Below are 25,393 nucleotides of genomic sequence, written 5' to 3'. Positions count from 1 at the left end.
AGATAGTTCCAACGATGTAACGCCCGCGGTGCAGGAAGTTTGCAACGGGTGCAAACACGCTGTCAACGGCTCGGCACGCAGAAATCTTCATCGTTAGAATCCCTGTATGGCCGTGACATTGCGCGATGTCGCCCGGCGCGCCGGCGTCTCGGTGCGAACCGTCTCGAACGTCGTCAACGGGAAACCGCACGTGCGGCCCGTGACCCGGGCACGGGTGCTGGAGGCGATCACCGCGCTCGGGTACCGGCCGAACCTGTCCGCGCGCCAGCTCAAGTACGGGCGCGGCGGATTCCTCGCGCTCGTCGTCCCCGAGCTCGAGGCGCCGTACTTCGCCGAACTCGCCGCGCTCTTCACGCAGGTGTGCGTCGAACGTGGTTACCTGGGACTGCTGGAAAGCACCGGAGGAACCCGGGAACACGAGCAGCTCGTCCTGCGTGGCGCGCAGACGCACATGATCGACGGCATCCTGTTCTCGCCGCTCAGCCTGTCCGGGCCCGAGCTGGCGGAACGCTCACCGAGCCAGCCGATGGTGCTGCTCGGCGAACGCGAGCCACCGCCGGGCTGGTCGCGCGTCACGGTGGACTCGGTCGCGGCCTCGCGCGCCGTCACCGAGCACCTGATCGCCACCGGCCGCCGGCGGATCGCGGTCATCGGGCACTTCGAGCACGACGACAGCATCGGCACCGGACTGCTGCGGTTCCGCGGCGTCATCGAGGCGCTCGACGCCGCGGGTCTGGAGTTCGACCGGCAGCTGTTGCGGGGCGTCCACAAGTACGACCAGGAGTGCGGCCGGCAGGCGATGCGGACGCTGCTCGAGCAGGACGGACGTCCGGACGCCGTCGTCTGCTTCAATGACCTGATGGCGCTCGGCGCGATCCGGGCCTGCTACGAAGCCGGCGTCGCGGTGCCGGACGAGATCGCGATCGCCGGGTTCGACGGGAACCGCCAGGCCGCCTTCAGTACGCCGTCCCTCACCACGATCACGCCCGACATGGAGGCGCTGGTCCGCAGCGCGATCGGGCTCCTGATCGACGGCTGCGACGACGGCGTACAGGTCGACGTACCGTGGTCGCTCACGATCCGGGAGAGCACGGCCGGCCGATCACCGGGCGGTCCGATTGGCACGCTGCCGCTCCGCGAGCGGGATTAAGCCAAATGCTTCACGGTTCTTCCGGATCGGCGGAGTGCCGTATTCTCGCGCCGTGTCGCGTCCTCCGCTCCCGTGGGAGCTTCCCCCGGCAGCGGGACGGCTCGTGGACGAGTTCCGGCGTACGGGCGCGTTCGAGGTGCGGACGTCGTTGAAGGCGGTCGCGGGGATCGTCGCGTTCACGGTGCCGTTCCTGGGCATGTTCGCGTTCTCGTTCACCAGCCCGAACCCGGACATGCCGATCGCGATCGGCGGGGTGTTCGTAGGACCGCTGCTCGGAGTCGCGAGCTGGATCGCGTGGTTGCTGATCCCCCGGGTCCGGGTCGTGGTCGACGGCGAGGGCCTGGTGGTGCGCGGCAAGCGGGTGCGCTGGGCGGAGATCTCGGAGTTCCGGATCGGCGTCGCGCAGAGCCGCGCGACGTACACCTTTGTGGTCGCCGAACGCACCGGACCTGACGGGCAACCGGCACGGCGCGCCGCCCTGCCGCTGTTGCTCAGTCCCCGGGCGGACACGTTGAAGATCGCCCTCGACCTCCTGCTGAAGGAACAGCACGACGCTGCCCGCGGCCTTCCGGGAAGGATCCAGCGGTGGCCGAACCAACCGTGACGCGCAGGTCACCGTTCGGCTGGACCGCCACCGCCGACGACACCGGCCACGCGGTACTCCGCGCCCCGAGCGGGCACGTCCGCGCAACCTGGCAACTCGTCCGCTGGACCGGCGGTGGCAAGGCGCTCCCCTGGAAACCGCCGGCCACCACGACGCTGATCCCGTACATGCTGCAGACCCACCCGGTCACCGTCTACTACCCCGACGCACCGTCCGAAGAAGCTCTGATCACCTTCGGCAGCCCCACCCGCACACGCCGCCGCGACCACAACGGCACCCTGCAACTCGCGGGACGCACGTACCAAGTGCTCCACTTTCGCGGACGGCGAACCGAACTCCAGCGCGCCGGCACCCTCATCGCCTCCACCAGGAGCGGCATCCTCGGCCGCCTCCACCTCAGGTCCGCCACTCCCGCCGACGACCTCGATCAGCTGGCCGTCGCCCTCGTCTGGTTCGCGATCGGCCCGGGCCGCCCGGGCGCGATCGCGATGCTCACCGACTTCCTCTCGATCTGAGGACGGCTACGCGCGGACGCCGATCAGGCGGTCGACGTACAGGTAGGGGACGTCGGCGTTGTCGACCGGGGCGATCCAGAACCAGTGGGTGGTGTTGGGGTCGGTGTCGCGCTGGTAGGTGCCGGGGATGGCGAGTTCGTGGTACTGGCCGTCGCGCATCGACGCGACCGTCGGGAACACCACGTTGCCGAACGGCGGCCAGACGCCCGTCGCGAGCGCCTGCTTGGTGCCGTCCGCGGCGGTGGCCGGGATCCGGGCCGCGACGTACAGCTTCCAGGTGCCCTCCGCCGGGAGCTTGTCGAGCGGGAACATCACCGCCCAGTCGGTGTTGCCGGTGGCAACCATCCGCACGGTGCCGTGGTCGGAGGCGAGGTCGTCGGGGACGATCGCCGCGGTCTTGGTCGAGATCGTGAAGTCGAAGTCCTGGATCTCGAACCAGTCCCCCGCCGGCAACCCCTGCGCGACCTGCGGCACCGGCGCCGGCACCCGCTCCACGACCGTCGTCGCCCGGTCGATCATCTGCTGCAGCGTGCCGCCGGTCTCGGTGTACTGCGTCAGCCCGGACTGGATGATCTCGGTCTGGAACCGGGCCAGCCGGCGCTTCGTGTCGGGGTTCCAGCTGATCCCGTGCGCCTTCGCGTACCGCCCGAACTCGTCCCGCCGGATCAGGATCTGGAAGTCGACCCCGAGCCGTACGCCGGCCAGGTGCGCGGACAGCACTCCGTCGTCCTGCACCAGCGCCTGCGCCTTGTCCAGCAGTACGTCGGCCGCCGTGAGCGACTCGAAGTTCAAGTACGGCGAGTTCTCCGGCACGAAGCAGGTCAGCCGGGTGTTCGTGGACGCGACCGCGCCGGCCATCAGCTTCATGTACTCGTACAGCGGGCCGGCCGCGGGACCGTAGTACCCCTGGAGGAACTCGCGGATCAGCGCGTCCGGGTTCTCCGCCGGGTTCCACATCAGCCGGGACAGCACCCAGATCCGCAGGTGCGCGAACTCGGCGCCGCGGACGTTCCACGCGCCTTCGCCGAAGTACCCCTGGATGGACGGGATCTTGGCGAACTCGGGGAACGACTCGCACATCGCCCACCAGTTCGGGAACGGCTGCGGGTAGGCGTGGAAGTCGCAGAGGTAGTCCCAGATCACGATGTTCTTCGCGATCCGCCCCCACTCCCGGATGCCCGCGTCGACGTCGGCGTTGCCCGGACCCATCAGCGACTTGCCGAAGTCGGCGAGGATCGGGGCGACCGTCATCACGACCGCGTCGTGCACCTTCATCCCGGTCGGCGGGGTGAAGCTCCAGCTGTACGCCTCGGTCTCCAGCATCGCGGATGGGATCCGCTTGGTCACCCGGGTGGCGATGTCGTTCAGCATGTCGACCAGCGGCGCCGAGTACGCGCCGCCGTGCAGGTCGATGAACGCCCTGCTGGCCGGGTCGGGACTCCAGGGCTGGTCGTTCTGTGCGAACGACGCGGTCGGAGCCTCCCCGGCGTCGACGCGTTGCTGGATCTTGACGATCAGCCGTTCCGCTGCCGTGGCCCGGGTCGTCGCGTCCATCATCCTGACCTGCCCGCCGTCCGCCCATTGCGACTCGGGAAGGATCGTCTTGAAGTAGTCGTCCTTGTCCTCCGGCCAGTACCGCGACCAGGTGTCGATCCCCGGCGTCCGCGGCAGCGTGTCGAACTCGTCCTGTCCGCGCAGCCCGTTCAGCAGGTTGTGCTGCCGGTACGCCGCGTCCTTGCCGTCGCCGGCGGCGTACTCACGGAACCGGAACCGCGGGACCTGGTCGCCGTTCAGCGCACTCACCGCGAGGGCGATCGTCGGCGACTTCGGGATGCTGGTGAAGTCCGGCGACCACCACCGGACCCCGCACAACCGGTCGAGCACCCAGTAGACGCCGTACAGCGTGCCGCGCGGGATCGGCCCGGTCAGATAGATGGTCTGCCCAACAGTCCGGAGCGCGAACCCGTCGTCGCCGAGCGTGCTGTAGTCGAGGGTCAGGCCGGCGGTCAGCGGGTTCTCCCGCCCGAGCACGACCAGCCGGTCGGCACCGCGCGGCGGCTGCGCCCCGACCACGACCGGCAGACTGACACCGGTGATCGCACCGATCGTCTGCGCCAACTCCCGCGCCGCCTGCCGGGTCACCGCCCCCTCCCCCGACCCGTGATAGATCGTGTACCTCGGCGCCCCCTTGTGCACCAGCTCCAGCACGGGCGATCCGGCGTACGCCGTCCTGGGCACCATCGTCGCGGCAGCGGCAACTCCACCCGCGGCCAGCACGGTACGACGCGAGATGTTCGGCATCACAGGTCCTCTCTGAGCGGCTTGAGACAGAATCATTCATCATGGAAGATTTGTGTCAAGGTCATGAGCGAAAATTTTCACTCACCAGGCTTGACGGACCGTCTCATCGGACGCCACGATGACGACGTGAGCGTCCTGTCCCAGCTGGCCACCGCCGCCGACGAACTGCCCGAGGGGATGCGCCGGATCGCGTCGTACATCGTGTCCGACCCGGCCGGTGCGGTCGGCTCGACGATCAACGAACTGGCCGATCTCAGTCACACCTCCCCGGCGACCGTGAACCGGTTCTGCCGGCGGCTCGGGTACACCGGCTACGCCGAGCTGAAGGTTGCGATCGCGACCGACAACGGCCGCGCCGAACAGGCCAACTGGCAGCAGGCGATCGGCTCCGAGGTCCAGCCCGGCGACTCGCTCGAACGCACCGCCGCGGTGATCGCCGGCGGCGACATGCTCGCGATCCAGCAGACCGTCGACCAGCTCGACATCAAGGCCCTGGCCGCGGTCGTCGACGCGCTCACGGCGGCCCGCCGCATCCACCTGTACGGCGTGTCCGGCAGCTCGCTCGCCGCCGCGGAGATGCGGCACCGGCTGAACGTGATCGGCCTGCCGGCCTGGTCCTGGTCCGACGTCCACGACGGCCTCGGCGCCGCCGCCGCGCTCGAACCCCGCGACGTCCTGGTCGCCTTCTCGCACAGCGGCCGTACGCACGAAGCCGTCCAGGTGCTGCAGACCGCGGCGGCCGCCGGAGCCGTCACCGTCGCCATCACCAACTCCACCGGCAGTCCCTTGGCCACCGCCGCCGACCACTGCCTGCTCACGGCCGTGAACGAGGGCTCCCTCTTCCGTTCACAGGCCCTCGCCGCGCGCCACTCGCAGCTCTTCCTGGTGGACCTGATCTTCGTCGCCGTCGCCAACCAGAGCTTCGACCGCTCGCTGACCACGTTCGAGAAGGTCGCGCACGCGGTCCAGCCGCACCTGGTGGACCACCGCCGCCGCGGCTGAGAACGCGGACATGCTCGGTCGTCCGGCGTTTCCGTCGCGTTCGACTGGCTGCCGGGGCTGCGTCACGTGCCGTACCTAGGTTCCTTGCGGTTCTGTCGAACCGCTTCCCCTAGGGCCCCGGAAGGGACGAGTCGATGCACGTCACACGGCAACGGCGTACGAAGGATCGCACGAGTCCTCGCACTCGACGGCAGGCATGGAAACCACTGATCGCGGTCGCCACCCTGGGTGCGGTCGCGACCGGCAGCAACGCCTTCGCGCAGACCGATCAGTTCGGGTTCGAGCACGTTGGGCAGACCACCGACCGGGGTCAGGTGGTGTCCGACGACCAGTACATCAAGCCGATCGGGCGGCGTCTGGTGATCCCGTACGGCAAGATCATGTCGTCCTCGGTCAGCCCGGACGGTACCCACCTCGCGGCCTCACTCACCGACGGCGGTCAGGTGCTCGCGATCGTGGACCTGAAGACCTACAAGGTGCAGCAGTACGTCGGCACCAACGCGCAGTCGGACCTGCGGGTCAGCGGCGGTGACGTCGGACAGGAAGGCCCGACGTACTCGCCGGACGGTACGCAGCTGTGGCTGGGCCGGACCGACGGCTTCACCAAGTTCACCGTGAACGCGGACGGCACTCTCTCCAACCCGGCGAACGTCGGCATCGCCGCTCAGGGCTCGAAGCGTGCGCTGTCCGCCGCGCCGGTGTTCTCGGCCGACGGCAAGACCGTGTACGTCGCGGTCAACGGGCAGAACCGGATCCTCGCTCTGGACGCCGCGACCGGCGCCGTCCAGCAGAGCTGGCCCGTCGGCATCGCCCCGCGCGGCATGGTCGAGGTCGGCGACAAGCTCTACGTCAGCAACGAGGGCGGCCGCCCGGCCAAGCCCATGCCGGGCAGCCTGACCGGCCAGATCAGCGCGGTAGCCGCCAACGGTGAGAACCCGCCGAACGAGGTCGCCGGGAACCTCAAGGATCACGATCCTTCGACCAAGTGGCTGTCGAAGCAGCCGACCGGCTCGGTGACCTACGAGCTGGCCAAGCCCGCGGCGGTGGTGCGCTACTCGCTGACCTCCGCGAACGACTCGCCCGGCCGCGACCCCAAGGACTTCACTCTCCAGGGTTCGAACGACGGCAGTACCTGGACCGACCTGGACAAGCGCACCGGGCAGCGTTTCGACTCGCGGTACATCACCAACAGCTACACGTTCAAGAACACCACGACGTACCGCTACTACCGACTGAACGTCACCGCGAACTACGGCGACCCGCTCCTGCAGCTCAGCGAGTGGGACATCAGCTCCTCGACCACCGCGGCCGAAACCACGATGAACTCGTACGGCACCGCCGTACCGGCCGATCCGTTCACCGGTAGCTCCACCACCGGGACGGTCAGCGTCATCGACCTGGCGAACCCAGCGGCCGCGGCCACCAGCATCGACGTCGGCCTGCACCCGGCCTCCGTATACGCGAAGAACGGTGCGGTGTTCGTCACGAACACGGCCACCGACAACGTCTCGGTGATCGACACGTCCAAGGACAAGGTCGTGCAGACCATCGCCACTCAGCCGTGGCCGGAGGCTTCGGTCGGGTACGAGCCGACCGCGGTGAACCTGACCGACGACGGCCACCTGCTGGTGACGCTCGGCCGCGCCAACGCGATCGCGGTCTACAAGTACAAGAACCCACTGGAGCCGGTCAGCTACATCGGCCTGCTCCCCACGGACTACTTCCCGTCCGAGATCACCACCCTCGGCGACACCGTGGTGGTCTCGAACACCCGCGGCATCGATGCCCTGCGCAACAGCAGCAATCACGGCACCCACGACACGACATCCAGCCTGCAGCAGTTCAAGCTCCCGGACGACGGCGTCATCAGGACCTACACACAGCAGGTCTTCAAGCAGAACGGGTGGACCCCCAACTCCGTGCAGCGCGCGAGAGGCGGCGCCAAGCCGGTGCCGGTCCCGCTCAAGCTCGGTGACCCGTCGACGATCAAGCACGTGTTCCTGCTCGTCAAGGAGAATCGGACGTACGACCAGGTGTACGGCGACATGCCCGAGGGCAACGGCGACCCGGCGCTGACGCAGTACGGCGAGAACGTGACGCCGAACCAGCACGCACTGGCCCGCCAGTTCGGGCTGTACGACAACACCTACGACATCGGGACCAACTCCGCCGAGGGCCACAGCTGGCTGATGCAGGCCGACAACCCGGAGTACACCGAGTCGACGGCCGGCGAGTACCAGCGCAGCTACGACTCGTACAACGACGTACTCGGCCACCAGAAGAGCGGGTTCCTCTGGACCGGTGCGGAGGCGGCGGGCAAGACCGCCCGTGACTTCGGCGAGTACCAGATGCAGCAGAACAACAAGCCGTCCGCCGCGAGCTGGCAGAACCTGTACTGCGACACCAAGAACATGGCGGCCGACCCGGCGCGGGCCACGGCGTACCCGATGTACTCCAACGTCGACATCCCGTCGCTCAACGACATCTCCGTGCACGGCTACCCAGGTGGCGACCTCAGCATCCCCGACATCTACCGGTACGAGATCTGGAAGCGTGACTTCGAGCAGAACGGGCCGGCGAACCTGAACATGTTCTGGTTCCCGAACGACCACACCGGCGGTGGGCCGACCGGCCCCGCCCAGGTCGCGGACAACGACCTCGCCGTCGGCAAGGTCGTGGACGAGATCTCGCACAGCAAGTACTGGAAGGACTCCGCGATCTTCGTGGTCGAGGACGACTCACAGGCAGGGCTCGACCACGTCGACGGCCACCGCGCTCCGATCCAGATCATCAGCCCGTACGCGCAGCACGGCGTCACGGACAGCCACTACTACACGCAGATCACGATGATCCGCACCATCGAGCAGATCCTCGGGATCCAGCCGATGAACCAGAAGGACAGCGCCGCCACCCCGATGCGTACGGCGTTCACCACCAAGCCCGACTACACGCCGTTCACCGCACTCCCCAACCGGACACCGCTGACCCAGGGCCTGTCGACCCTTCCGTCCTGCGGCGCGGACACCCCCGCGGCGCAGAACCCGGCCGCCGCGCCCGTACCCACCGACAACGTCCCTGCCGCTCAGCAGGCGGTCGCCGCGAAGTGGGAGGCCTGGAAGGCGAAGCAGCCCTTCACCGGCCCGAACGCCAAGGTCGACTCCGCTCCTCCGGCGCAGATGAACCGCTTCTCCTGGTACGAGGCCCACGCGTTCACCAAGCCCTACCCGGGCGACCCCACGATCTACACCCCGGACGAGGTACCGGGCGCCTACATCCCCAGCGCGGACAACGACGGCTGACCGATCTCAGTTGCGGCCGACCTCTGTGTCGGCCGCAATCTGCTCGTGGTGCCGGATCACCTCGCTGATGATGAACCCGAGCAGCTTCTCCGCGAACGCCGGATCGAGCTTCGCGTTCTCCGCCAGCCGCCGCAGCCGCGCGATCTGAGCGGCCTCACGGTTGGGGTCGGCCGGCGGCAGGTCGTGCTCAGCCTTCAGCCGCCCGACCTGCTGAGTGCACTTGAACCGCTCGGCCAGCATATGAACGACGGCCGCGTCGATGTTGTCGATGCTGTCCCGCAGCCGCTCCAGCTCATCCTGCACGGCGTTACCCGTAGTCATACCGGCAGGCTACTTGAAAAGCGCTGGCACCGGCCTCGTGCGCGGTCCTAGGGTGGCAGTGGTAGCTCTGTTCGGGCACGCGATTCAGGAGTCTTCGATGCGAGCAGCACACGCGAACCTTCGCCTCACTCTTCCGGCTTCTCCTGTCTTGAGGACTTCGCGTGTCACCAGCTCCTACTCGCTTTCTGAACCTGGGCATCCTCGCTCACGTCGACGCAGGTAAGACCACTCTCACCGAGCGGCTGCTGCACCTCGGCGGGGCGATCGACGAACTCGGCTCGGTCGATTCAGGTACCACTCGTACGGACACCCTCGCGCTCGAACGGCGCCGGGGCATCACGATCAAGTCCGCGGTCGTGTCGTTCACGCTGGGCGACCGGCGGATCAACGTCGTCGACACCCCGGGCCACCCGGACTTCATCGCCGAGGTCGAGCGTGTTCTGGGCGTCCTCGACGGCGCGATCCTGGTGCTGTCGGCGGTCGAGGGTGTGCAGCCGCAGACCCGGATCCTGATGCGCGCCCTGCAGCGTCTGCGGGTGCCGACGCTGTTGTTCGTCAACAAGATCGACAGGGTCGGTGCCGACCTCGACCGGGTGGTTGCCGCCGTCCGTACCCGGCTGAGTCCTGACGTCCTGGTCATGGGCCAGGTCCGTCAGGCCGGATCGCGCGCCGCCGAGTTCTGTGTCTCCAGGTACGACGACCCGGCGTTCGCCGAGCGGGCAACGACGACGCTTGCCGAGCACGACGAGCCGCTCCTGCGCGGGTACGTGGACGGCGCTGTGGTGTCGGCCGGCAGGCTGCGTACTGCGATCTCGGCCCAGACGACGGCGGGGTTGCTGCATCCGGTGTTCGCCGGGTCCGCGGCAACAGGCGCCGGCGTTGGCGACCTGATGGCGTCGCTGTCGACGCTGTTGCCGACCGCGTCCGGGTACGCCGAGGACGCCGTTTCGGCGCGTGTGTTCAAGGTGGAGCGCGGCTCAGGCGGTGAGAAGGTCGCGTACCTGCGCATGCTGCGCGGCACGGTGCGACCGCGTCAGCTGCTGGAGTTGCCCGGCGGGCGGAGCGGCAAGCCCAGCGCACTGGAGACGTACGGCGACCGCGGGTGGGAACTCGTCGACAGCCTCGGTCCCGGCACCATCGGCAGGATCCACGGGGTGCCGGCGGTCCGGGTCGGCGATACGGCCGGCGACGTACCCGACCCGGCCGAACCGCAGTTCCCGCCGCCGACGTTGGAGGCGGCGGTCCGGACCGAGCGCCCCGAGGACGGGCCGGCGTTGCGGTCCGCGCTGGCCCAGCTGGCCGATCAGGACCCGCTCATCAACGTCCACGTCGACGCGTCCGGGCGGCCGACCGTTTCGCTCTACGGCCGGGTGCAACAGGAGGTTCTCGAGGCGACGCTGGCCGACGAGTACGGCGTACAGGCCCGGTTCGCCGATGCGTCCGTGCTGCACATCGAACGGCCCAGTGGCGTCGGTACGGCGGTCGAGCGGCTCAACACGCCCAGCAACCCGTACCAGGCGACCATCGGCTTGCGGATCGAGCCGGCGGATCCCGGTACCGGGATCCGTTTCGTCGTCGCGGTGGCGGCTCGCGACGTACCGCTATATCTGTATGGCGATGTTTCCCGGTTCGCGGCCACCGTCGAGCAGCATGTCCGCGGAGCTTTGGCGGCCGGCCTCTACGGTTGGGCTGTCACCGATTGTGTTGTCACGCTGATCGAGGTCGCCTACAGCGTGGCCGACGGGCCGCCGTCGAAGCGCGGACCTCGCAGTACGGCGTTGGACTATCGCAAGGTCGCACCGGTGGTGTGCGTGCAGGCGCTTCGTCGGGCCGGGACTCAGGTGTGCGAGCCTGTGCTGCGGGTCTCGCTGGAGATACCGGAAGACCATGCGGCCGCGCTGCAATCCGTTCTGGGCCGGATGGGCGCGGAACCCGTCGGTCAGTGGCAGGCCGGGGCGATGGCACGGATCGAGGCACGACTCGTCGCGGCGCGACTACACGAGCTCCAGCACCAGCTGCCCGATCTGACCGGTGGTGAAGGAGTTCTGCAATACCGGTTCGACGGTTATCAACCCGTTCATGGACGACCACCTCGGCGCGGGGAGTGACGCCGTCATTGGCGTGGTTTCGGGCGCTTGGTCGGGACGGCGGTGAGAGGGTCTTCCGGCCATGGGTGGCGGGGGTAGCGGGCTCGCAGTTCGGCTCGGACCTGGGGGTAGCCCTGCTGCCAGAACGAGGCGAGGTCGCTGGTGATCGCGACGGGGCGCCGGGCGGGAGACAGGAGGTGCAGGACGACCGGGACGCGGCCGTCCGCGACAGTGGGAGTGGCCGTCCAGCCGAAGACTTCCTGCAGTTTCACGGCGAGGACCGGCGGCTCGGCGCCGTCGTACGTCAGTCGTAGTTCGGAGCCTGAGGGCACGTGGAGGCGTTCCGGGGCGAGTTCGCCGAACCGGGTCGCCGCGGGCCACGGCAGGAGTCGCCGGAGCGCCGAAGTCACGTCGATGCGGGCGAGATCGCGCGAGACTCGTACGGAGGCGAGCTCACTGCCCAGCCAGTCGTCGAGACCGGCCAGCAAGGCTTCGTCGTCGACCGCGGGCCATGGGGGTCCGAGGTGGGCGTGGCAGAACGCGAGCCGTTCCCGCAAGGCGCGGGCGGCGTCGGACCATCGCAGTACTGATAGACCGCTGCGCCGGATACCGTCGCGGACGGCCGCCTGGACGAGCAGTGGATCTGGGTTTGTGAGCGGTACGTCGTTGAGCACGATCGCGCCGAGGGTTTCGACGCGCCGCGTGACGATCCGGCCGTCGTCCCAGCGGATCTGGTCGGTGGTCGCGACCAGCTCGCCCGCGACGTCCCGCGCCGTTCGCTCATCGATCGGCGCCGCGGACCGGATCCGCGCATCGGCCCGCCCCGGCGCCCGATCAGCGACCGCGATCGCCAACCAACTCATCCCCCGCAACCCCGACTGCGCATCCAGCACAGCCCCCGTCCCCCCAGCCATCTGGTACGTCGCCGACCCCACCCCCCGAACCCGCCCAACCCGCTCCGGATACGCCAACCCCACCACCACCCCCACCGCAACCTCATCCACCACAGCACCCACCACCCCATCCCCCGCCATCCCACGACCCGAGCCAGCCGCCAACGCGCCATCTCCCGTCCCACCTCGCGAGCCACCCGCCGACACACCATCGGCCAGTGCACCCGCCGACCCCCGCCCCGCCGGCACCCCCCGAGCCGCACCCGCCGCCGCACGGCCCGCCGCCCCACCACCCGACCCACTCGCCGACGCGCGGCCCGCCGCCCCACCACGCGAACCACTCGCCGAGGCGTCGTTCGCTGTGGTGCCTCGGGTGAGGCGTTTGACTTCTTCTTGCCAGCGGGTGGTGGCTCCGCGGTCGGTGCCGCGGCGGAGGGCTTGCCAGCGGGCTGGTAGGTCGTCGGTGGAGTCGCCGCTGGAGGTGTCCGAGAGCATTGCGACGATCTCGCGAGCGCGGGCGGCTCCGACGCGCGGTGTGCCGTCCAGGAGAGCACGAGCCAACCGGGGATGCGCTCCGATCGCCGCCATCTGCCGTCCCCGTTCGGTGATCCGGCCGGCGTCGTCGACGGCCTCGAGACGGTGCAGCAACTCGGTGGCCGCGGTCATCGCCACCGCCGGCGGCTCCTCCAGCAGCGTCAGACCCTCGCCGGCCGGCGCACCCCAGGCCGCCAGGTCGAGAGCGAACCCGGCCAGATCGGCGATCGCGATCTCCGGCGCCGGGTGATCGTCGAGATGTGCGTGGTCGGCGGCCGACCAGCACCGATAGACCCGGCCGGGCGCCTCCCGGCCGGCGCGGCCCGCGCGCTGGTCGGCCGACGACTTCGACACCCGGCACGTGACCAACGCGCCAAGGCCGCGGGACTGATCGGTCCGCGGCTCCCGGGCCAGACCCGAGTCGACCACAACCCGAACCCCGGGCACCGTCAGCGAACTCTCCGCGACCGACGTCGTGACCACGATCCGGCGAGTCGCGGTCGAGGTCAACGCCCGCTCCTGCTCAGCCCGCGACTGCCGACCGAACAACGGCAGCACATTGTCACCGGCCAACCGACGAGCCACCCCGTTGATCTCGGCCTCCCCCGGCACGAAAACTAAGATGTCGCCGTCGTTCTCGGCCACCGCACGCCGTACGACGCCCGCGACGTGATCCAGCAGCCGCGGATCGACCCGCCCTCCGGGAAGCAGCGGTACGGCGACCGGTGGCGGCAACCACTCGACCGCAACGTCGTACAGCGCGGCAGACGCGGTGACGACCGGCGCCGGAGCATCGCCGCCCAGCGTGCGACTCAGCCGCACCGTGTCCGGCGTCGCCGAGGTCGCCACGATCGCCAGGTCGTCCCGAAGATTCGCCCGGATGTCGACGCAGAACGCCAGCAGCAGATCAGCGTCGAGATGCCGCTCGTGACACTCATCGATCACCACCGCGGCGACCCCCGCCAACTCCGGGTCCTGCTGCAAACGCCGTACCAGAAGCCCTGTCGTCACTACCTCGACGCGCAGCCCGCGGCCGCCGCTGCGTTCACCGCGCATCGCATAACCGATCCGTTGCCCGAGCGGTTCGCCGACCAGCGTCGCCAGCCGGGCCGCCGCCGCGCGGGTCGCCAGCCGTCGCGGCTCGGCCACGATGATCGTCCCGTCGAGGGCGTCGCCCAGCGCGAGCGGCAGCAGCGAGGTCTTTCCCGATCCCGGCGGCGCGACCAGCACCGCCGTACCGCGCGAACGCACCGCGTCGACCGTGGCAGGCAGGACCGCCCGGACAGGCAGATCGGCCCCCGGCACCGACGGCTCAGGCAGCAACACGCCCCGGATGGTCAGAGGGTCGGCTTGCCCGGCTGGTAGAGCCAGGTCTGGAAGAACGCACCGAGGTCGCGGTGCGTCAGCCGCTCCACGAACCGGATGAAGGTCTGCGTCGACACGTTGCCGTGCCGGTACGTCGCCGGCCACTCCTTCAGCACCTGGAAGAACGCACGGTCGCCGATCTTCAGCCGGAGCGCCTGCAACGTCATCGCGCCGCGGTTGTAGACCAGGTCGTCGAAGATCTGATCCCGTCCCGGGTCGGCCACCTTGCCGGACCAGTCCTTCTCGCCGGCGTACGTCTCCGCGAAGCTCTGCTGCACCGGGACGCCGTTGAACTTCTCCTGGTAGAGCCACTCCGAGTACGTGGCGAAGCCTTCGTTCAGCCAGATGTCCGACCAGTGCACCGGCGTGAGGCTGTCACCGAACCACTGGTGGCCGAGTTCGTGGGCGAGCAGGTCGCCGCTGACCTTGCTGGTGCGCTGGTCGTACACCGGTCGACCCTGCGTCTCCAGGGCGTAGTGGACGCCGACATCGGCGAGGATGCCGCCGGTCGAGCCGAACGGGTACCGCCCGTACAGCGACGACTCCCACTGCACGATCTGCGCCGTGGTCTGGTTGAACACCTTGTCCTGACCGGGCTTAGTGTCGATCGACTGGCCGATCGCGGTGATGTTCGGCCGGCCGTCCGCGGTCGTCCCGCGGGTGACGTCGTACTTCCCGATCGCGAGCATCGCCAGCTCGCTGGCCATCGGCTGGTTCATCTGCCAGCGGAAGGTCGTCCGGCCGTTGCGCGTGGTGGTCGGTCCGGGTTCGCCGTTCGCCAGCACGGTGAGGCCGGTCGGCACGGTGACGGTCTGGGTGTACGTCGCCTTGTCGTCGGTGGTGTCGTTCACCGGGTAGTACGTCGCCGCGCCGATCGGCTGGTTGAGCGCGACCGCCCCGTCCTTCGTGGCGACCCAGCCGGAGATGCCCAGGGCCGGGTCGTCGATCTTCTGCGGGACGCCCGCGTAGGTCACCGACACGACGAACGTCGTACCCCGCCACAGGCCGTGCCGGGGAGTGACGACCAACTCCTGCGCACCGCTCCGGGTGAACGACGCGGCGCGCCCGTTGACGGAAAGCTTGCTGATCTTCAGCGGCCCTTGGAAGTCCAGGTCGAACCGGGACAGGTTCTGCGTGGCGCGGGCAACAATCGTCGTGGTCGCGCTGATCGCCTTGGTGCTGGAATCGAACGCCAGCTTGATGTCGTAGTGGCTGACGTCGTACCCGCCGTTCCCCATGTCCGGGAAGTACGGATCGCCCGCGCCCGGCGCGCCTGGCGAGAACCGCGACGCCCGCCCGGGCGAAGCATCCGCCGCCGGACCCGGCACGGCCACCAGGCCGAGAGCCAACGCACTGACAACCAGCAGGCAACCGGCGACACGTCTCACAGTTCCTCCATTGCAGCTTCGACGACCGGCCCAACCCTAGTCCTGTCCCAGGTGACTGGCAGGATGCGGGCATGGAGCGGAGACTCGGTCGGCAGGAAGCGTCGGAGGCTGTTCAGGAGTACGGGTGGCGGTATGTGCTGGGCACCTTCCAGACGTCGGTTCTGGTGGGGACGCTTGCGCAAGCGATCGGCGTGGCAGCGGATGTGGTCGCGGCGTGTGGTGACGACGCGGATCGCCATCTGCGGGTCGACGTACGCGCCGATCGGGCTGTCCTCACCTTGCAGTCGACGGAGCAGGCGGCGGTCACCACCCTCGATGCCGAGCTCGCGCGCAGGATCTCCACGACCGTTGAGAAGTCCGGGTTCGTGCCGGAGCCCGGAGCAGGCGAAGTACGGTCGGTCCAGTTGCTGGAGATCGCGATCGACGCCATGGACATCGCCGGGATCCGGCCGTTCTGGAAGGCAGTGCTGGGGTACGCCGACGAGGCGGGCGCCGCGGGGCCGGAGGATCCGCTCATCGACCCGCTCTGGCAGGGCCCGGCCGTCTGGTTCCAGCAGATGGACCGGGAACGCCCGCAACGCAACCGCATCCACCTCGACGTCAGCGTTCCGCACGACGAGGCACCCCGACGGCTCGAAGCCGCACTGGCGGCCGGCGGCCGGCTCGTGTCCGCAACCCGCGCCCCCGCCTTCTGGGTGCTCGCCGACCTGGAGGGCAACGAAGCCTGCATCACCACCTGGCAGGGCCGAGACAACTGACCTACCTGCCCAGCACGGCGCCATAGATCGCCGAACTGTCGCGCTCCGCCCGCCCGTCCTTCAACTCGATGCAGTGGCCGAATGGCCTGGTTGGGCGGGGCTTTTGGCCGGTGTGCTTGTCGCGGATCCGGGTGAGGCTGGAGGTGAGCGAAGGAGCCGGTGATGAGCACGCAGTTGCAGCAGGAGATCGACCGTTGGGAAGCCCAGCTCGATGACATCGCCGAGACCGGCGAGGCCGACGACTGGTTCCTGGAGGAGCGTCGGCTTGCCGAGGCGCAGCAGACCGTGGTCACGTATCGCGGTCGCATCCTGCCGCTGCTCGGCAAGCCCGAGGACCGGTTCGTGGCGACCGAGATCGAGCATCTCGTCGACCGCCTCGAGGACCTCCGCAACGACCTGTTCCGGACCGTCCACCCGGTCACCTCGCACCAGGAGATCGCCGAAACCGTCGCCGCCCTGCGCGCGTTGGTCCAGCTCGCCCTACGTCTGGAACCCGCGTCATGAAGGTTGTCGTAGGCATCGACGGACGACCCGACTGCGAGAACGCGCTCCGCTGGGCCGCGGCCGAAGCGGCCGGCTCGGTCAGCCAGACCATGTTGCACCAAGCGCCCTGCCCGGTCGCCGTCATACCGCAGGCGCACTAGGGTCCTTCGGCTCTGCCTGAGGACGGGACTTACTGATGTGCTGTAGCTGACGAAGGAGGCTGGGATGTCGAAGAAGGTTCTGGTGGCGTACGCCAGCAAGATGGGAGCGACCGCCGGTATCGCCCAGGCGATCGGCGACGAGCTACGCGCCCACGGGCACGACGTCGACGTACTGGACGTCGCCCGCGTCAAGGACATTACGCCGTACGACGCTGTGGTCCTGGGCAGTGCGATCTACATCAGGCGGTGGCGTCACGAAGCCGTGCACTTCCTGCGGCACCACGTCGACGAACTCCGGCAGCGTCAGGTCTGGCTGTTCCACAGCGGGCCGGTCGGTCCGGACAAGGATCAGGACCAGGCGATGCCGCCCGCCGTACGTCATCTCGCGCACGAGATCGGCGCGACCCCCGCGGTCACGTTCGCCGGCCGGCTGGAGCGGGAGACCGCCGGCGTGATGGGCCGGACGTCCCGGCAACCATGGCCGCTGCAGGCCGGCGAGGTGATCACCGGCTTCCTCGCCCGCCGGCTCGCCAGCGGCAACCTGGCCGGCGACGTCCGCGACTGGGACAAGATCCGCCGCTGGGCGGCCGACATCAGCGCCGCCATCGAAGCCACCCAACGCAGCACCTGGCACCGCCCGCCGGCGGGTCACTCCTCGGCTGATCAGCCTGGGCAACCGGGCGTGCCGAGCAGATCCACACCGAAATGACCGGCACGTGGAACAATGGGTCCCGGAAACGAGGAGGAGATGATGACAACAGCTGTCCCGTTGCCGCCGGCCCATCTGCTCACCGTTGGTGAGTACGCCGCGCTCGGCGAGGACGACTGCGGCCGCTCCGAGCTCATGGAAGGCAACCTTGTGATGTCGCCGAGTCCGAGCCCGGACCACAACATGGCCGGACTGCGGATTGCTCTGCAGTTGATGCCGCAACTCACTCAGGATTTCGAAGTCATCACCGATGTGGACATCGATCTTGAGCTGGCGCCGGCCGACCAGCCCGGCTTCTCCCGGCGACCCGACGTCATCGTCGTGCAGCGCTCTGCCCGTCGGCGTGTTCGCGCCGAGGGCGGGCTGATCCGGGCGGTAGAGGTACTTGTCGTGATCGAGATCGTCTCACCGGGATCACGCCGTACGGACAACGTGGTCAAGCGAGCCGAGTACGCCGACGCCGGGATTCCGCACTACTGGATCGTCGACATCCAGGAGCCCGTCTCGCTACTGGCATGCCACCTGACCGAGAAGTTCGGCTATCTCGATGCCGAGGTCGTCGGCGGCACCTTCAACAGCACCGAGCCGTTCACCGTCGCCCTCGATCTCGAGGACCTCCACTAACGGCGTTGCTGCTTCCGCTCGTGTTCGATGGCGAAGACGGCCGCCTCGGTGCGGCGTTCGACGTTGAGCTTGCGGAGCAGCGAGGAGACGTAGTTCTTGACGGTCTTCTCGGCCAGGTACAGCGACTGGGCGATCTGGCGGTTGGTCTTCCCGGCTGCGATCTCGGCGAGGATGCGCCGCTCCTGATCGGTCAGCGACGCGTACCGAGGGTCCTCCACCTCCGCCGGGTGCCGGAGACGTTCCAGCACCTTCGCGGTCATGCTCGGGTCGAGCAGCGACTCCCCGGCCGCGAGCCGACGTACGGCGTCCACCAGCGCGTGGCCGTTGATCTGCTTCAGCAGGTATCCGGACGCGCCGGCCATGATCGCGGTGAACAGCGCCTCGTCGTCGGAGAACGACGTCAGCATTAGGCACGCCGGCGGCTCCGCCATCCTCGAACGGACCTCGCGGCACACGGTCACCCCGTCACCGTCGGGCAGCCGGACGTCCAGCACGGCGACGTCCGGCCGTACGGCGGGAATCCGCGCGATCGCCTCCGCCGCCGTCCCCGCGTCGCCGACCACCTCGATGTCCGGCTCCGCGTCGAGCAGCTGGTGCAGGCCCAGCCGCACCACCTCGTGATCGTCGAGCAGGAACACCTTGATCGCCATCACCGTCTCCTTCAGCCCCGGATCCGCACCGGGCACCACCCCAGCATCCCCCGCCGCGCCCCCACCCACCAGGGACCTCGGTCCCACCCCACCCGGGACCTTCGGCAGCAGGCTCAGAGGTCGAGTTGGTGTTCACGCAGGCGAGCGCGGGCGTCGCCCTACTCCCCTCAGTGAACGACCGCGTCACGCCGCCGCACGGTAGACAGCTCGTCGTCGGTCGGCTGATGCGGCACGACCGCGACCGGACAGGTCATCGCGGCCAGCGAACGCCGCGCCACCGGGTCGATCGGCAGTACGCCGGTGTGCGCACCGACCACGATCAGGCCGACCGAACTGCTCTCGTGGACCAGCGCCGCCGCCGGCGGCCGACTGCTCAGGAACCGGGTTACCTTCACGTCCGGGAACCGGCTCGTCCACGGCGCGAGCGTCTCCGACAGCAGGTAGTCGGCGCGGCTGATCCACGAGCACTCCGGGTCCTCGTCCGCGAACGGCCGTTCCGCCGGCAGCCCGGCGTGGACGACGGTCAGGTCACCGTCGCGTCCCGCGGCCTCGCCGAACGCGAACTCCAGCGCCTCGGCCGACAACGCCGTACCGTCGATGCCGACGGCAACCTTCCGGTCCAGCAACGACGGCCGCCACGACAGCGGTACGACGACCACCGGGCAACCGGCCCGCGCCGCCAGCCGCAGGTTGGCCTGGGTGTGCGCCAACCGTTGCGGCCCGCGGCTGCGGGATCTGGCGACCACCAGCATTCGTGCCTTCCGCGCGGCGTGCGCGAGTACCCGGAGCCGGGAGCCCTCCTCGGTGACCGCGGCCAGCTCGGTCGCGTACCCGTCGCGGTAGCGCACGTGCGTCACCGCGGCCCGCACTGCGGCGTCCGCCAACTCACCAGGTGACTGCGCCGTCGGCGAGGACGCAGTGTGGGCGGAGTACGGCGCGATCAGCACCAGCTTGGCACCTTCCCGCAGCGCCTCGGCGCACGCGTAGTCCACCACGCGGAGGTTCTCCGCGCTGCCGTCGACCTCGACCACGACAGATCCGGTCCGGTTCCAGGTACTCATCGTTCTCCCTCACACAGGTACGACGGCCAGCGGGCACGTCGCGTGGTGCAACACGCCGCGCGTCACGGTGCCGAGGAAGGCGGCCGCCACGCGGGCATGGTGGTGGGCGCCGACGACCAGCAGCTGCGCGTCGGCGTTCGCGGCGCCGTTCAGCACACCGTCGACCCGGTGCCCACGCCGGACGTCGACCTCGAAGGCCACGTCCGGGTACTTCTGCTGCCATTCGCCGACCACGTCCCCGAAGTGGCGCTCGGCCTTCTCGCGCATGCCGTCGTCCAGGTTCACCGCCTGCCAGCCGTACAGGCCCGGCAGGTCGAAGACGTACACGATCCGGACCGGGACCTTCCGCTCCCGCACGGCGGTGATCGCGAACTCGAGCACCGCGGCGTTGTCATCGCCCTGGTCCAGCGCCACCACCACCGGTCCGGCGTGGCCGGACGGCGTCCAGCGGTCAGGCACGATCACCACCGGAACCGTCGTACGGGACACGACCGCCTCCGACGTCGACCCGATCAGCAGCCGCTTGAACGTCCCCATCCCGCGGCGGCCGACGACCAGCATCCGGCTCTCGGCAGCGGCCTCGGTGAGCGTCCGGGCCGGCGGGCCGACCATCAGCTCAGCCTCGTGGTCACTTCCGCCCGGCCGCCCGTCCAGGTAGCCCTGCACGGTGTTGACGAGCTCAGTCGCCTGGTCGTCGACCAGGTCCGGCGGAACACCCGCAACGGTCCGGATCCGGTCGTCGATCACGTGCACCGCCTGGAGGGGCTCCTGCCGGAGCAACGACTCCTGCAAGGCCCACTCCAGTGCACCGGTGTCACGCCACGAGTCGTCGAACCCTACGTGGATCACCGGCTTGGTCATCGCAACCACGGGTACTTCCGGACGAAGTCCAGGCCGCTCCACCACGTGCCGAGACCCCACACGTTGCCAGCAGCAACCAGTGCGAGGACCACGACCGCGATCGCGCCGAGGATGTGGTCGTCCAGCACCGGGTTCGTGGTCGGCGGCAGGTTCGAGGACCACATCAGCAGGTACAGCAGTACGCCGCTGACGGCCGCGACTCGCATCCCGATGCCCAGCGTCAACGCCAGCCCAAGACCTGCGAGCGCGATCATGAACAGCGGGCTGACCCACCAGTCGCCGGCCAGCGAGTGGTAGAACCCGGACAGCGGGCCGGTCGATCCCTTCAGGAACCCGGCCGTCACGTCCGCGCCGTCGACCCAGGCCTTGCCCGACTTGGTCGAGTAGCCGAGACCGAACAGCTTGTCGAAGAACGCCCACAGGAACGTGAGCCCGTAGGCGATCCGCAGTACGGCCAGCATTCGCCCGGCCGACGTGGTGATGATCGGATGCCGATCACCGTCCGGCTCCATCGCCGGAGCCGCGAGGTGCTGCTGCCGCCGATGCGGCGTTGTGGTCATGATGTCGTCCTTCCGTTCGATCCGGCACCTTCATCGTCGAACGTCCCGATGCCGTCGGTCAGAGCCCTTCGCACCCCGTTCGGACATGCCGAACGACCCCTCGTCCCGGGCCGTATGCCACTGTCCGCGCCGCCCGCACCGCAAGACGGTGAGGTCTCGACCACGAAGGCTGGAGGCCACCATGACGACACATCCCGCACCGATGGTGATCGGGTACGACGGATCGCCCGGCAGCGTGTCCGCGCTCGACTGGGCCGTCGCCACGGCCGGCCGCGCAATGGCACCGCTGCGGATCGTCGAGGCGTTCGAGCTCGTCATCACCACCCGCCCGTCGCCCGGGCACGTCGTACCGCTCGAAGCGGTCCGCACGGCCCGCCGGCAGCGGCTCGACGAGCTCGCCGCGAAACTCCGCCTGGAGCACCCCGACCTGAATGTCGAGACCAGCCTTATCGGCGGCGCCGCCGCGAAAACCCTCGTCGAAGCCGCCCAGGACGCCCGGCTCGTGATCCTCGGCTCCCGCGGACTCGGCGGCTGGAGCGGACTGCTGATCGGCTCGGTCGCCGTCCAGGTCACCACCCACGCGACCTGCCCCGTCGTGGTAGTCCCCCACGACTACCAGCCACAGACGCAGGTGGAGCCCACGGTGGTCGTCGGCGTCGACGGCTCCAAGTACTCCGCTCGCGCCATCGACTTCGCGTTCGACCAGGCCGAATCCCTGCACGCCCGAGTGGTCGCCGTCCACGCGTGGACTTCGCCGTACCTCACCTACCGCGACGGCGAGTCGATGCTCGAGTTCGACGAGGACACGGTCCGGGAGGAGGCGCAGCTCCTGGTCGCCGAGTCGGTGGCCGGCGCCGCAGCGGACCACCCCGACGTACCGTGGGCCAGCGACCTACCGACGGGGTCGGCAGGCCACGCTCTCGTACGACACTCCGAGTCCGCCGACCTGGTGGTCGTCGGCACCCGCGGCCACGGCGGATTCACCGGACTCCTCCTCGGATCCGTCGGCCAGAACGTCCTCCACCACACCCACTGCCCGATCGCCGTCGTCCACTGACTGAGGGCGCACGTCCGGGCGGACCTCGAGGACGTACAGCTCGCCGGTGTGGCCGTCCTTCGCCTTGTCGAGCGTGGTCGGCTGGCGGAAGTGCCCGTCCGCCGCGGCCGACCAGCGGGCCAGCTCGTGAAGCTCATCGTCGGTAAGCGCCGTACCGGACCTGCCCGGGTCGGAGCGCACCATCCGCTGCACGACCACCGGCATCGCGATCCGGAGCTGATCGATCCCCGACGCCTCACGGTTGCCGACAGCAACAGTGTTGTAGAGCGAGGCGAAGCACCGCCGGCAAGCCGCGAGGATGTCCTGCGCGCTCCGGAGGTGCAGGAACACCTCGTCCGACGTCGCGTCGGCCGACGTCGGGCTACACCGCACGGCAACGTCCGTACCGTCCCCGCCGAGCTGCTGGTACGCCGCGACGATCTCGTCCACCACCTCCGACGGCAGCGCGGCATCGCGGAACGCCGTGCGGATCTCGGCCGCGGCCACGGCCAAGTCGCGCCCCGCGCGGAACCGCCGGAGCGCCCGCGCGATCGTCGGTCCCAGCCGAGCGTCGACGACGAAGGCCTCGTACGCCGACGCGGTCACCGCGAAACCCTCCGGCACCCGGATCCCCCGCTGCGCCAGTTCCGCCAGCCGGGACACCTTCAGACCGACCTGCGACGGATCAAGCGCCGCCTTCGCCTCGTCGTCCAGCCGTACGACGTACTCCCTGTCCATGGCACCTCCTCGCCTTCCCTTGCACTCATTCCACCGGTGCGGAGGGCGGTACGTGCAGGGTCGAAGGTCCCGTACTCAGGTGCTACTCGTCCGCCGGGATCAGCGCGCGGGATGGGTACTCGTGCAGGACGAGTGCGGATAGCTCCTCCGGATCCGGAAGGCCCGGCCGTCAAGCCGTACCCACTCCCCTGCCCGTCCCTGGTCGTGGCCGGGGTCAGGCGATCGAGCGGGCGCGGTCGGAGCGGGAGAGTTTCAGGAAGGTTGTCAGTTCGGTGGGGACCGTGGTGTGGAACGGCCAGGTGGGCTGGCGCCACTGCTGGTTGGCGTCCAGGGCCTGGAGGACGCCGATCGGGCTCTTGGCAAGGAGTTTCGTCAGCTTGGGGGCATCGGCGGGCTTCGGATCGGCGAGGAGTTCGGTGGCCTTGGCGGCGACCTTGTCCCGGGACTCGAGGGCCGCCGACCAGACGTTCTGGACCAGTTCCTCCAGCGCGCCCTGGACGGCGGCGAGCCCCTCGCCCGCGTCGTCGCTGACCGAGGCGGTGGCTTCGCGCATCAGGTTGAGGATGCGATGCAGGTACGGCGGGTGCGAGTACTCGATCGCCCATTGCTCGTGATCGACCAGCTGACTGAGGAGCGCAAGGCGGAAGTCGTCGAACGCTCGGAGCAGGAAGATGAAGTAGACCGGCGCCGACAGCGCCGTGACGATCAGGTCCGGGTGCGGCAGCGAGCCGAGCTGGAGCCGCAGCGCGAACGCGTCGGCGCTGAGTTCCTCGTCCTGCGACGCCCGCAGCGAGTCGACGTCGTCCGGGTCCGCTCCCGCGCCGAAGGTGTGCTCGAGCGCGACGTGTGCCAGCTCGTGGCAGATGATGAACCGGTACGCGTACTGCGCGAAGGACGTCGCCGCCGTGACCTGCCGCGGCGAGATGTCGATCGGGCGGACCGACGGCGAGCGCAGCGGCGAGGCGTAGCTGTCGATGGCCGCCGCCAGCCGGTCCCGGGCAGCCGGCCAGTACGTCGACGGCCGCCGGCCGTGCTCGTCCGCGACGAAGTACGTGGCCGCGGTCGAGGTGAGCGCGTTCAGCACCCGGTACGTCGCGCCGCCCATCCGGATCACCGCCTTGTCGCCGGTCCGGACCGTGAAGGTCTTGTAGTCCGTGCCCTTCGACTTCACGATCCGGGTCCGCGGCGGCCGCAGGCGTTCGTGCAACTCGGCCGGCGAGATCACGGCCTGCAGGATGTTGCCCACGGCCGCGTCGAGGTGCTCCTCCATCAGGAAGTCGTCAGCCGGCATCGCACGACTCCACGGTCTCCAGCTTCACCACGTCGGACAGCTTGAGCACCGTCGTACCGGCCGTGGTCGAGTCGATCTGAATCTCTCCGTCGCCGGACCGGACCAGCGTCCCGCAGACGACCACCTTCGACGTCTCGGTCACCCGGACCTGGTTCCTCGCCTTCGACGGCCCGTACCAGGCGAGCGCGAAGCTGGCGCCCAGGAACGCCAAGGTCAGGTAGGTCAGCGCCTTCGCCCACCGCAGGTCACGACGGGCCTTGTCCGCTTGCTGAAAGTCGAGGCCGGCTCTGCCACCCGATTCGCGGAACACCGCACGCGTGATCGTCTTCGGTACGCCGTAGGCCGCCCGCAAAGCCGCGACCGCGCCAAGGACCGCGAACAGCGCGGCGCACAGCACGCCGAGCCCGGTCAGCTGCGCGGCCAGCGGGTCGAGGTCCTTTGTTGCCTTGGGCGCCCCGACGACCGAGAAGATCGACACCAGACCGAGGAGCGCGGCCAGCCCGGTCCGCCAGTTCTCCGCGCTCTTGCGCACGGACGCGAGCTGGTCCGAGAACAAGGTTGCCCATTGCTGGTCGATCGCCAGATCGTTCGGGTCCGGTACGCCGTCCGGTGGCTGCAGTCCGCCCGGCGTCACGGCGCCCACACCACCCGGACGCGGTAGGCCGCACCGCACCCCGACTTCCCGTGCGGCCGGTGCGTGTGCGCCTTGTCGCATCCGCACCGTAGGTCGAACGACTCGTCACCGCTCGACAGGTCGATGTCGAGCTCGGCGAACTCGGCCTCGGCCTTTGCCCGCTGGGCCTGGTTGAACTTGCTGGCACCGGCGACCGCAACGACCCAGTGCCGGCTCTCCGGCTGGGGGTGGTCGCAGCGCGGGCATCGGCCGGCGAAGTCGACAGCCCACGGCCGGCGGTCGTCCGGAAAGAACCCGACCGTGATCGTCGACCGCGCCTTCTCGGTGTCATCCGGCCGCACGACTTCGGAGTACTCGATGTCCACCTT

At 69.3% G+C, this 25,393-nt stretch carries 23 protein-coding genes and 1 pseudogene; 12 read left to right on the top strand and 12 right to left on the bottom strand.

Annotated features, from left to right (window positions below; all coding sequences use genetic code 11):
- Window positions 1-106 precede the first annotated feature (106 nt).
- The 3 genes from ACFV9C_RS33720 to ACFV9C_RS33710 are packed head-to-tail and all read left to right on the top strand — an operon-like array spanning window position 107 to window position 2,269.
- Window positions 107-1,150 (top strand): LacI family DNA-binding transcriptional regulator, encoded by a 1,044-nt coding sequence (locus ACFV9C_RS33720; RefSeq protein WP_380199911.1) that lies wholly within the window; start codon window positions 107-109, stop codon window positions 1,148-1,150.
- A gap of 52 nt (window positions 1,151-1,202) precedes the next feature.
- A complete protein-coding gene (locus tag ACFV9C_RS33715; RefSeq protein ID WP_380199909.1) occupies window positions 1,203-1,754 on the top strand; it encodes a hypothetical protein in 552 nt (183 codons plus the stop codon).
- On the top strand, window positions 1,736-2,269 hold the full coding sequence (locus ACFV9C_RS33710; protein ID WP_380199907.1) for a hypothetical protein: 534 nt from the start codon (window positions 1,736-1,738) through the stop codon (window positions 2,267-2,269). The genes ACFV9C_RS33715 and ACFV9C_RS33710 overlap by 19 nt, the downstream gene beginning before the upstream one ends.
- Before the next feature lie 6 nt (window positions 2,270-2,275).
- Here the strand turns inward: ACFV9C_RS33710 and ACFV9C_RS33705 are convergent, their stop codons facing one another.
- Window positions 2,276-4,570 (bottom strand): DUF4838 domain-containing protein, encoded by a 2,295-nt coding sequence (locus ACFV9C_RS33705; RefSeq protein ID WP_380199905.1) that lies wholly within the window; start codon window positions 4,568-4,570, stop codon window positions 2,276-2,278.
- 126 nt (window positions 4,571-4,696) lie between these two features.
- Between ACFV9C_RS33705 and ACFV9C_RS33700 the strand changes: the two genes are divergently transcribed.
- Both ACFV9C_RS33700 and ACFV9C_RS33695 read left to right on the top strand, forming a co-directional pair.
- Complete coding sequence (locus tag ACFV9C_RS33700) at window positions 4,697-5,572, top strand: MurR/RpiR family transcriptional regulator (protein ID WP_380199903.1); 876 nt, start codon at window positions 4,697-4,699, stop codon at window positions 5,570-5,572.
- Between the two features lie 134 nt (window positions 5,573-5,706).
- Window positions 5,707-8,871 carry a discoidin domain-containing protein gene (locus tag ACFV9C_RS33695; protein ID WP_380199901.1) on the top strand — a complete coding sequence of 1,055 codons (3,165 nt, stop codon included), beginning with the start codon at window positions 5,707-5,709 and terminating at the stop codon, window positions 8,869-8,871.
- A gap of 6 nt (window positions 8,872-8,877) precedes the next feature.
- On the opposite strand, the gene ACFV9C_RS33690 is transcribed toward ACFV9C_RS33695, so the two are convergent.
- Entirely contained in the window at window positions 8,878-9,192 is a 315-nt protein-coding gene (locus ACFV9C_RS33690; RefSeq protein WP_380199899.1) for a chorismate mutase, read from the bottom strand.
- A gap of 161 nt (window positions 9,193-9,353) precedes the next feature.
- Here ACFV9C_RS33690 and ACFV9C_RS33685 point away from each other — a divergent pair, with 161 nt between their 5' ends.
- Window positions 9,354-11,300 carry a GTP-binding protein gene (locus ACFV9C_RS33685; RefSeq protein ID WP_380199897.1) on the top strand — a complete coding sequence of 649 codons (1,947 nt, stop codon included), beginning with the start codon at window positions 9,354-9,356 and terminating at the stop codon, window positions 11,298-11,300.
- 5 nt (window positions 11,301-11,305) lie between these two features.
- Here ACFV9C_RS33685 and ACFV9C_RS33680 read toward each other — a convergent pair whose 3' ends face one another.
- Together ACFV9C_RS33680 and ACFV9C_RS33675 are read right to left on the bottom strand one after the other, a co-directional pair.
- A complete protein-coding gene (locus ACFV9C_RS33680) occupies window positions 11,306-14,032 on the bottom strand; it encodes an ATP-dependent RNA helicase (RefSeq protein ID WP_380199895.1) in 2,727 nt (908 codons plus the stop codon).
- Between the two features lie 11 nt (window positions 14,033-14,043).
- Window positions 14,044-15,459 carry a M1 family metallopeptidase gene (locus ACFV9C_RS33675; protein WP_380199892.1) on the bottom strand — a complete coding sequence of 472 codons (1,416 nt, stop codon included), beginning with the start codon at window positions 15,457-15,459 and terminating at the stop codon, window positions 14,044-14,046.
- Between the two features lie 71 nt (window positions 15,460-15,530).
- On the opposite strand from ACFV9C_RS33675, the gene ACFV9C_RS33670 reads away from it, so the two are divergent.
- The 5 genes from ACFV9C_RS33670 to ACFV9C_RS33650 all read left to right on the top strand — a co-directional run bounded on the left by ACFV9C_RS33670 (window position 15,531) and on the right by ACFV9C_RS33650 (window position 18,194).
- Window positions 15,531-16,217, top strand: coding sequence for a VOC family protein (locus tag ACFV9C_RS33670; RefSeq protein ID WP_380199890.1), 687 nt, complete (start codon window positions 15,531-15,533; stop codon window positions 16,215-16,217).
- Window positions 16,218-16,379: 162 nt separating this feature from the next.
- Window positions 16,380-16,721: a hypothetical protein gene (locus tag ACFV9C_RS33665; RefSeq protein ID WP_380199888.1), complete on the top strand. Its 342-nt coding sequence runs from the start codon at window positions 16,380-16,382 to the stop codon at window positions 16,719-16,721.
- Window positions 16,718-16,861: a hypothetical protein gene (locus ACFV9C_RS33660; RefSeq protein ID WP_380199886.1), complete on the top strand. Its 144-nt coding sequence runs from the start codon at window positions 16,718-16,720 to the stop codon at window positions 16,859-16,861. The genes ACFV9C_RS33665 and ACFV9C_RS33660 overlap by 4 nt, the downstream gene beginning before the upstream one ends.
- 64 nt (window positions 16,862-16,925) lie before the next feature.
- Window positions 16,926-17,570: a flavodoxin domain-containing protein gene (locus ACFV9C_RS33655; RefSeq protein ID WP_380199884.1), complete on the top strand. Its 645-nt coding sequence runs from the start codon at window positions 16,926-16,928 to the stop codon at window positions 17,568-17,570.
- 42 nt (window positions 17,571-17,612) lie between these two features.
- The gene (locus tag ACFV9C_RS33650; protein WP_380199882.1) at window positions 17,613-18,194 is read left to right on the top strand and encodes a Uma2 family endonuclease; all 582 of its coding nucleotides are present in this window, start codon (window positions 17,613-17,615) and stop codon (window positions 18,192-18,194) included.
- On the opposite strand, the gene ACFV9C_RS33645 is transcribed toward ACFV9C_RS33650, so the two are convergent.
- The 4 genes from ACFV9C_RS33645 to ACFV9C_RS33630 all read right to left on the bottom strand — a co-directional run bounded on the left by ACFV9C_RS33645 (window position 18,191) and on the right by ACFV9C_RS33630 (window position 21,326).
- On the bottom strand, window positions 18,191-18,844 hold the full coding sequence (locus ACFV9C_RS33645) for a response regulator (protein ID WP_380200062.1): 654 nt from the start codon (window positions 18,842-18,844) through the stop codon (window positions 18,191-18,193). The two genes, ACFV9C_RS33650 and ACFV9C_RS33645, sit on opposite strands and share 4 nt — an antisense overlap.
- 167 nt (window positions 18,845-19,011) lie before the next feature.
- Window positions 19,012-19,905, bottom strand: a complete 894-nt coding sequence (locus ACFV9C_RS33640; protein ID WP_380199880.1) for a universal stress protein — start codon at window positions 19,903-19,905, stop codon at window positions 19,012-19,014.
- A 9-nt stretch (window positions 19,906-19,914) separates the two neighbouring features.
- Window positions 19,915-20,766 (bottom strand): universal stress protein, encoded by an 852-nt coding sequence (locus tag ACFV9C_RS33635; protein ID WP_380199878.1) that lies wholly within the window; start codon window positions 20,764-20,766, stop codon window positions 19,915-19,917.
- Window positions 20,763-21,326 carry a hypothetical protein gene (locus tag ACFV9C_RS33630; protein WP_380199876.1) on the bottom strand — a complete coding sequence of 188 codons (564 nt, stop codon included), beginning with the start codon at window positions 21,324-21,326 and terminating at the stop codon, window positions 20,763-20,765. Before ACFV9C_RS33630 ends, ACFV9C_RS33635 begins: the two co-directional genes overlap by 4 nt.
- Window positions 21,327-21,507: 181 nt before the next feature.
- Here ACFV9C_RS33630 and ACFV9C_RS33625 point away from each other — a divergent pair, with 181 nt between their 5' ends.
- Window positions 21,508-22,383 carry a universal stress protein gene (locus ACFV9C_RS33625; RefSeq protein WP_380199874.1) on the top strand — a complete coding sequence of 292 codons (876 nt, stop codon included), beginning with the start codon at window positions 21,508-21,510 and terminating at the stop codon, window positions 22,381-22,383.
- Window positions 22,384-22,536: 153 nt separating this feature from the next.
- Here ACFV9C_RS33625 and ACFV9C_RS33620 read toward each other — a convergent pair.
- From ACFV9C_RS33620 to ACFV9C_RS33605, 4 genes and pseudogenes are all read right to left on the bottom strand, one after another.
- A pseudogene (locus ACFV9C_RS33620) lies at window positions 22,537-23,100 on the bottom strand (PEP/pyruvate-binding domain-containing protein); the annotation flags it as partial.
- 214 nt (window positions 23,101-23,314) lie between these two features.
- Complete coding sequence (locus tag ACFV9C_RS33615) at window positions 23,315-24,391, bottom strand: hypothetical protein (protein ID WP_380199872.1); 1,077 nt, start codon at window positions 24,389-24,391, stop codon at window positions 23,315-23,317.
- Complete coding sequence (locus ACFV9C_RS33610; RefSeq protein WP_380199870.1) at window positions 24,381-25,025, bottom strand: hypothetical protein; 645 nt, start codon at window positions 25,023-25,025, stop codon at window positions 24,381-24,383. The genes ACFV9C_RS33615 and ACFV9C_RS33610 overlap by 11 nt, the downstream gene beginning before the upstream one ends.
- Window positions 25,022-25,390, bottom strand: coding sequence for a hypothetical protein (locus ACFV9C_RS33605; RefSeq protein WP_380199868.1), 369 nt, complete (start codon window positions 25,388-25,390; stop codon window positions 25,022-25,024). Before ACFV9C_RS33605 ends, ACFV9C_RS33610 begins: the two co-directional genes overlap by 4 nt.
- Window positions 25,391-25,393: the final 3 nt, after the last annotated feature.

The organism is Kribbella sp. NPDC059898, from assembly GCF_042730855.1.
Lineage (GTDB): Bacteria > Actinomycetota > Actinomycetes > Propionibacteriales > Kribbellaceae > Kribbella.
The sequence above is the reverse complement of the archived record's forward strand: the minus strand, read 5'-3'. Positions and strand labels throughout refer to the sequence as shown.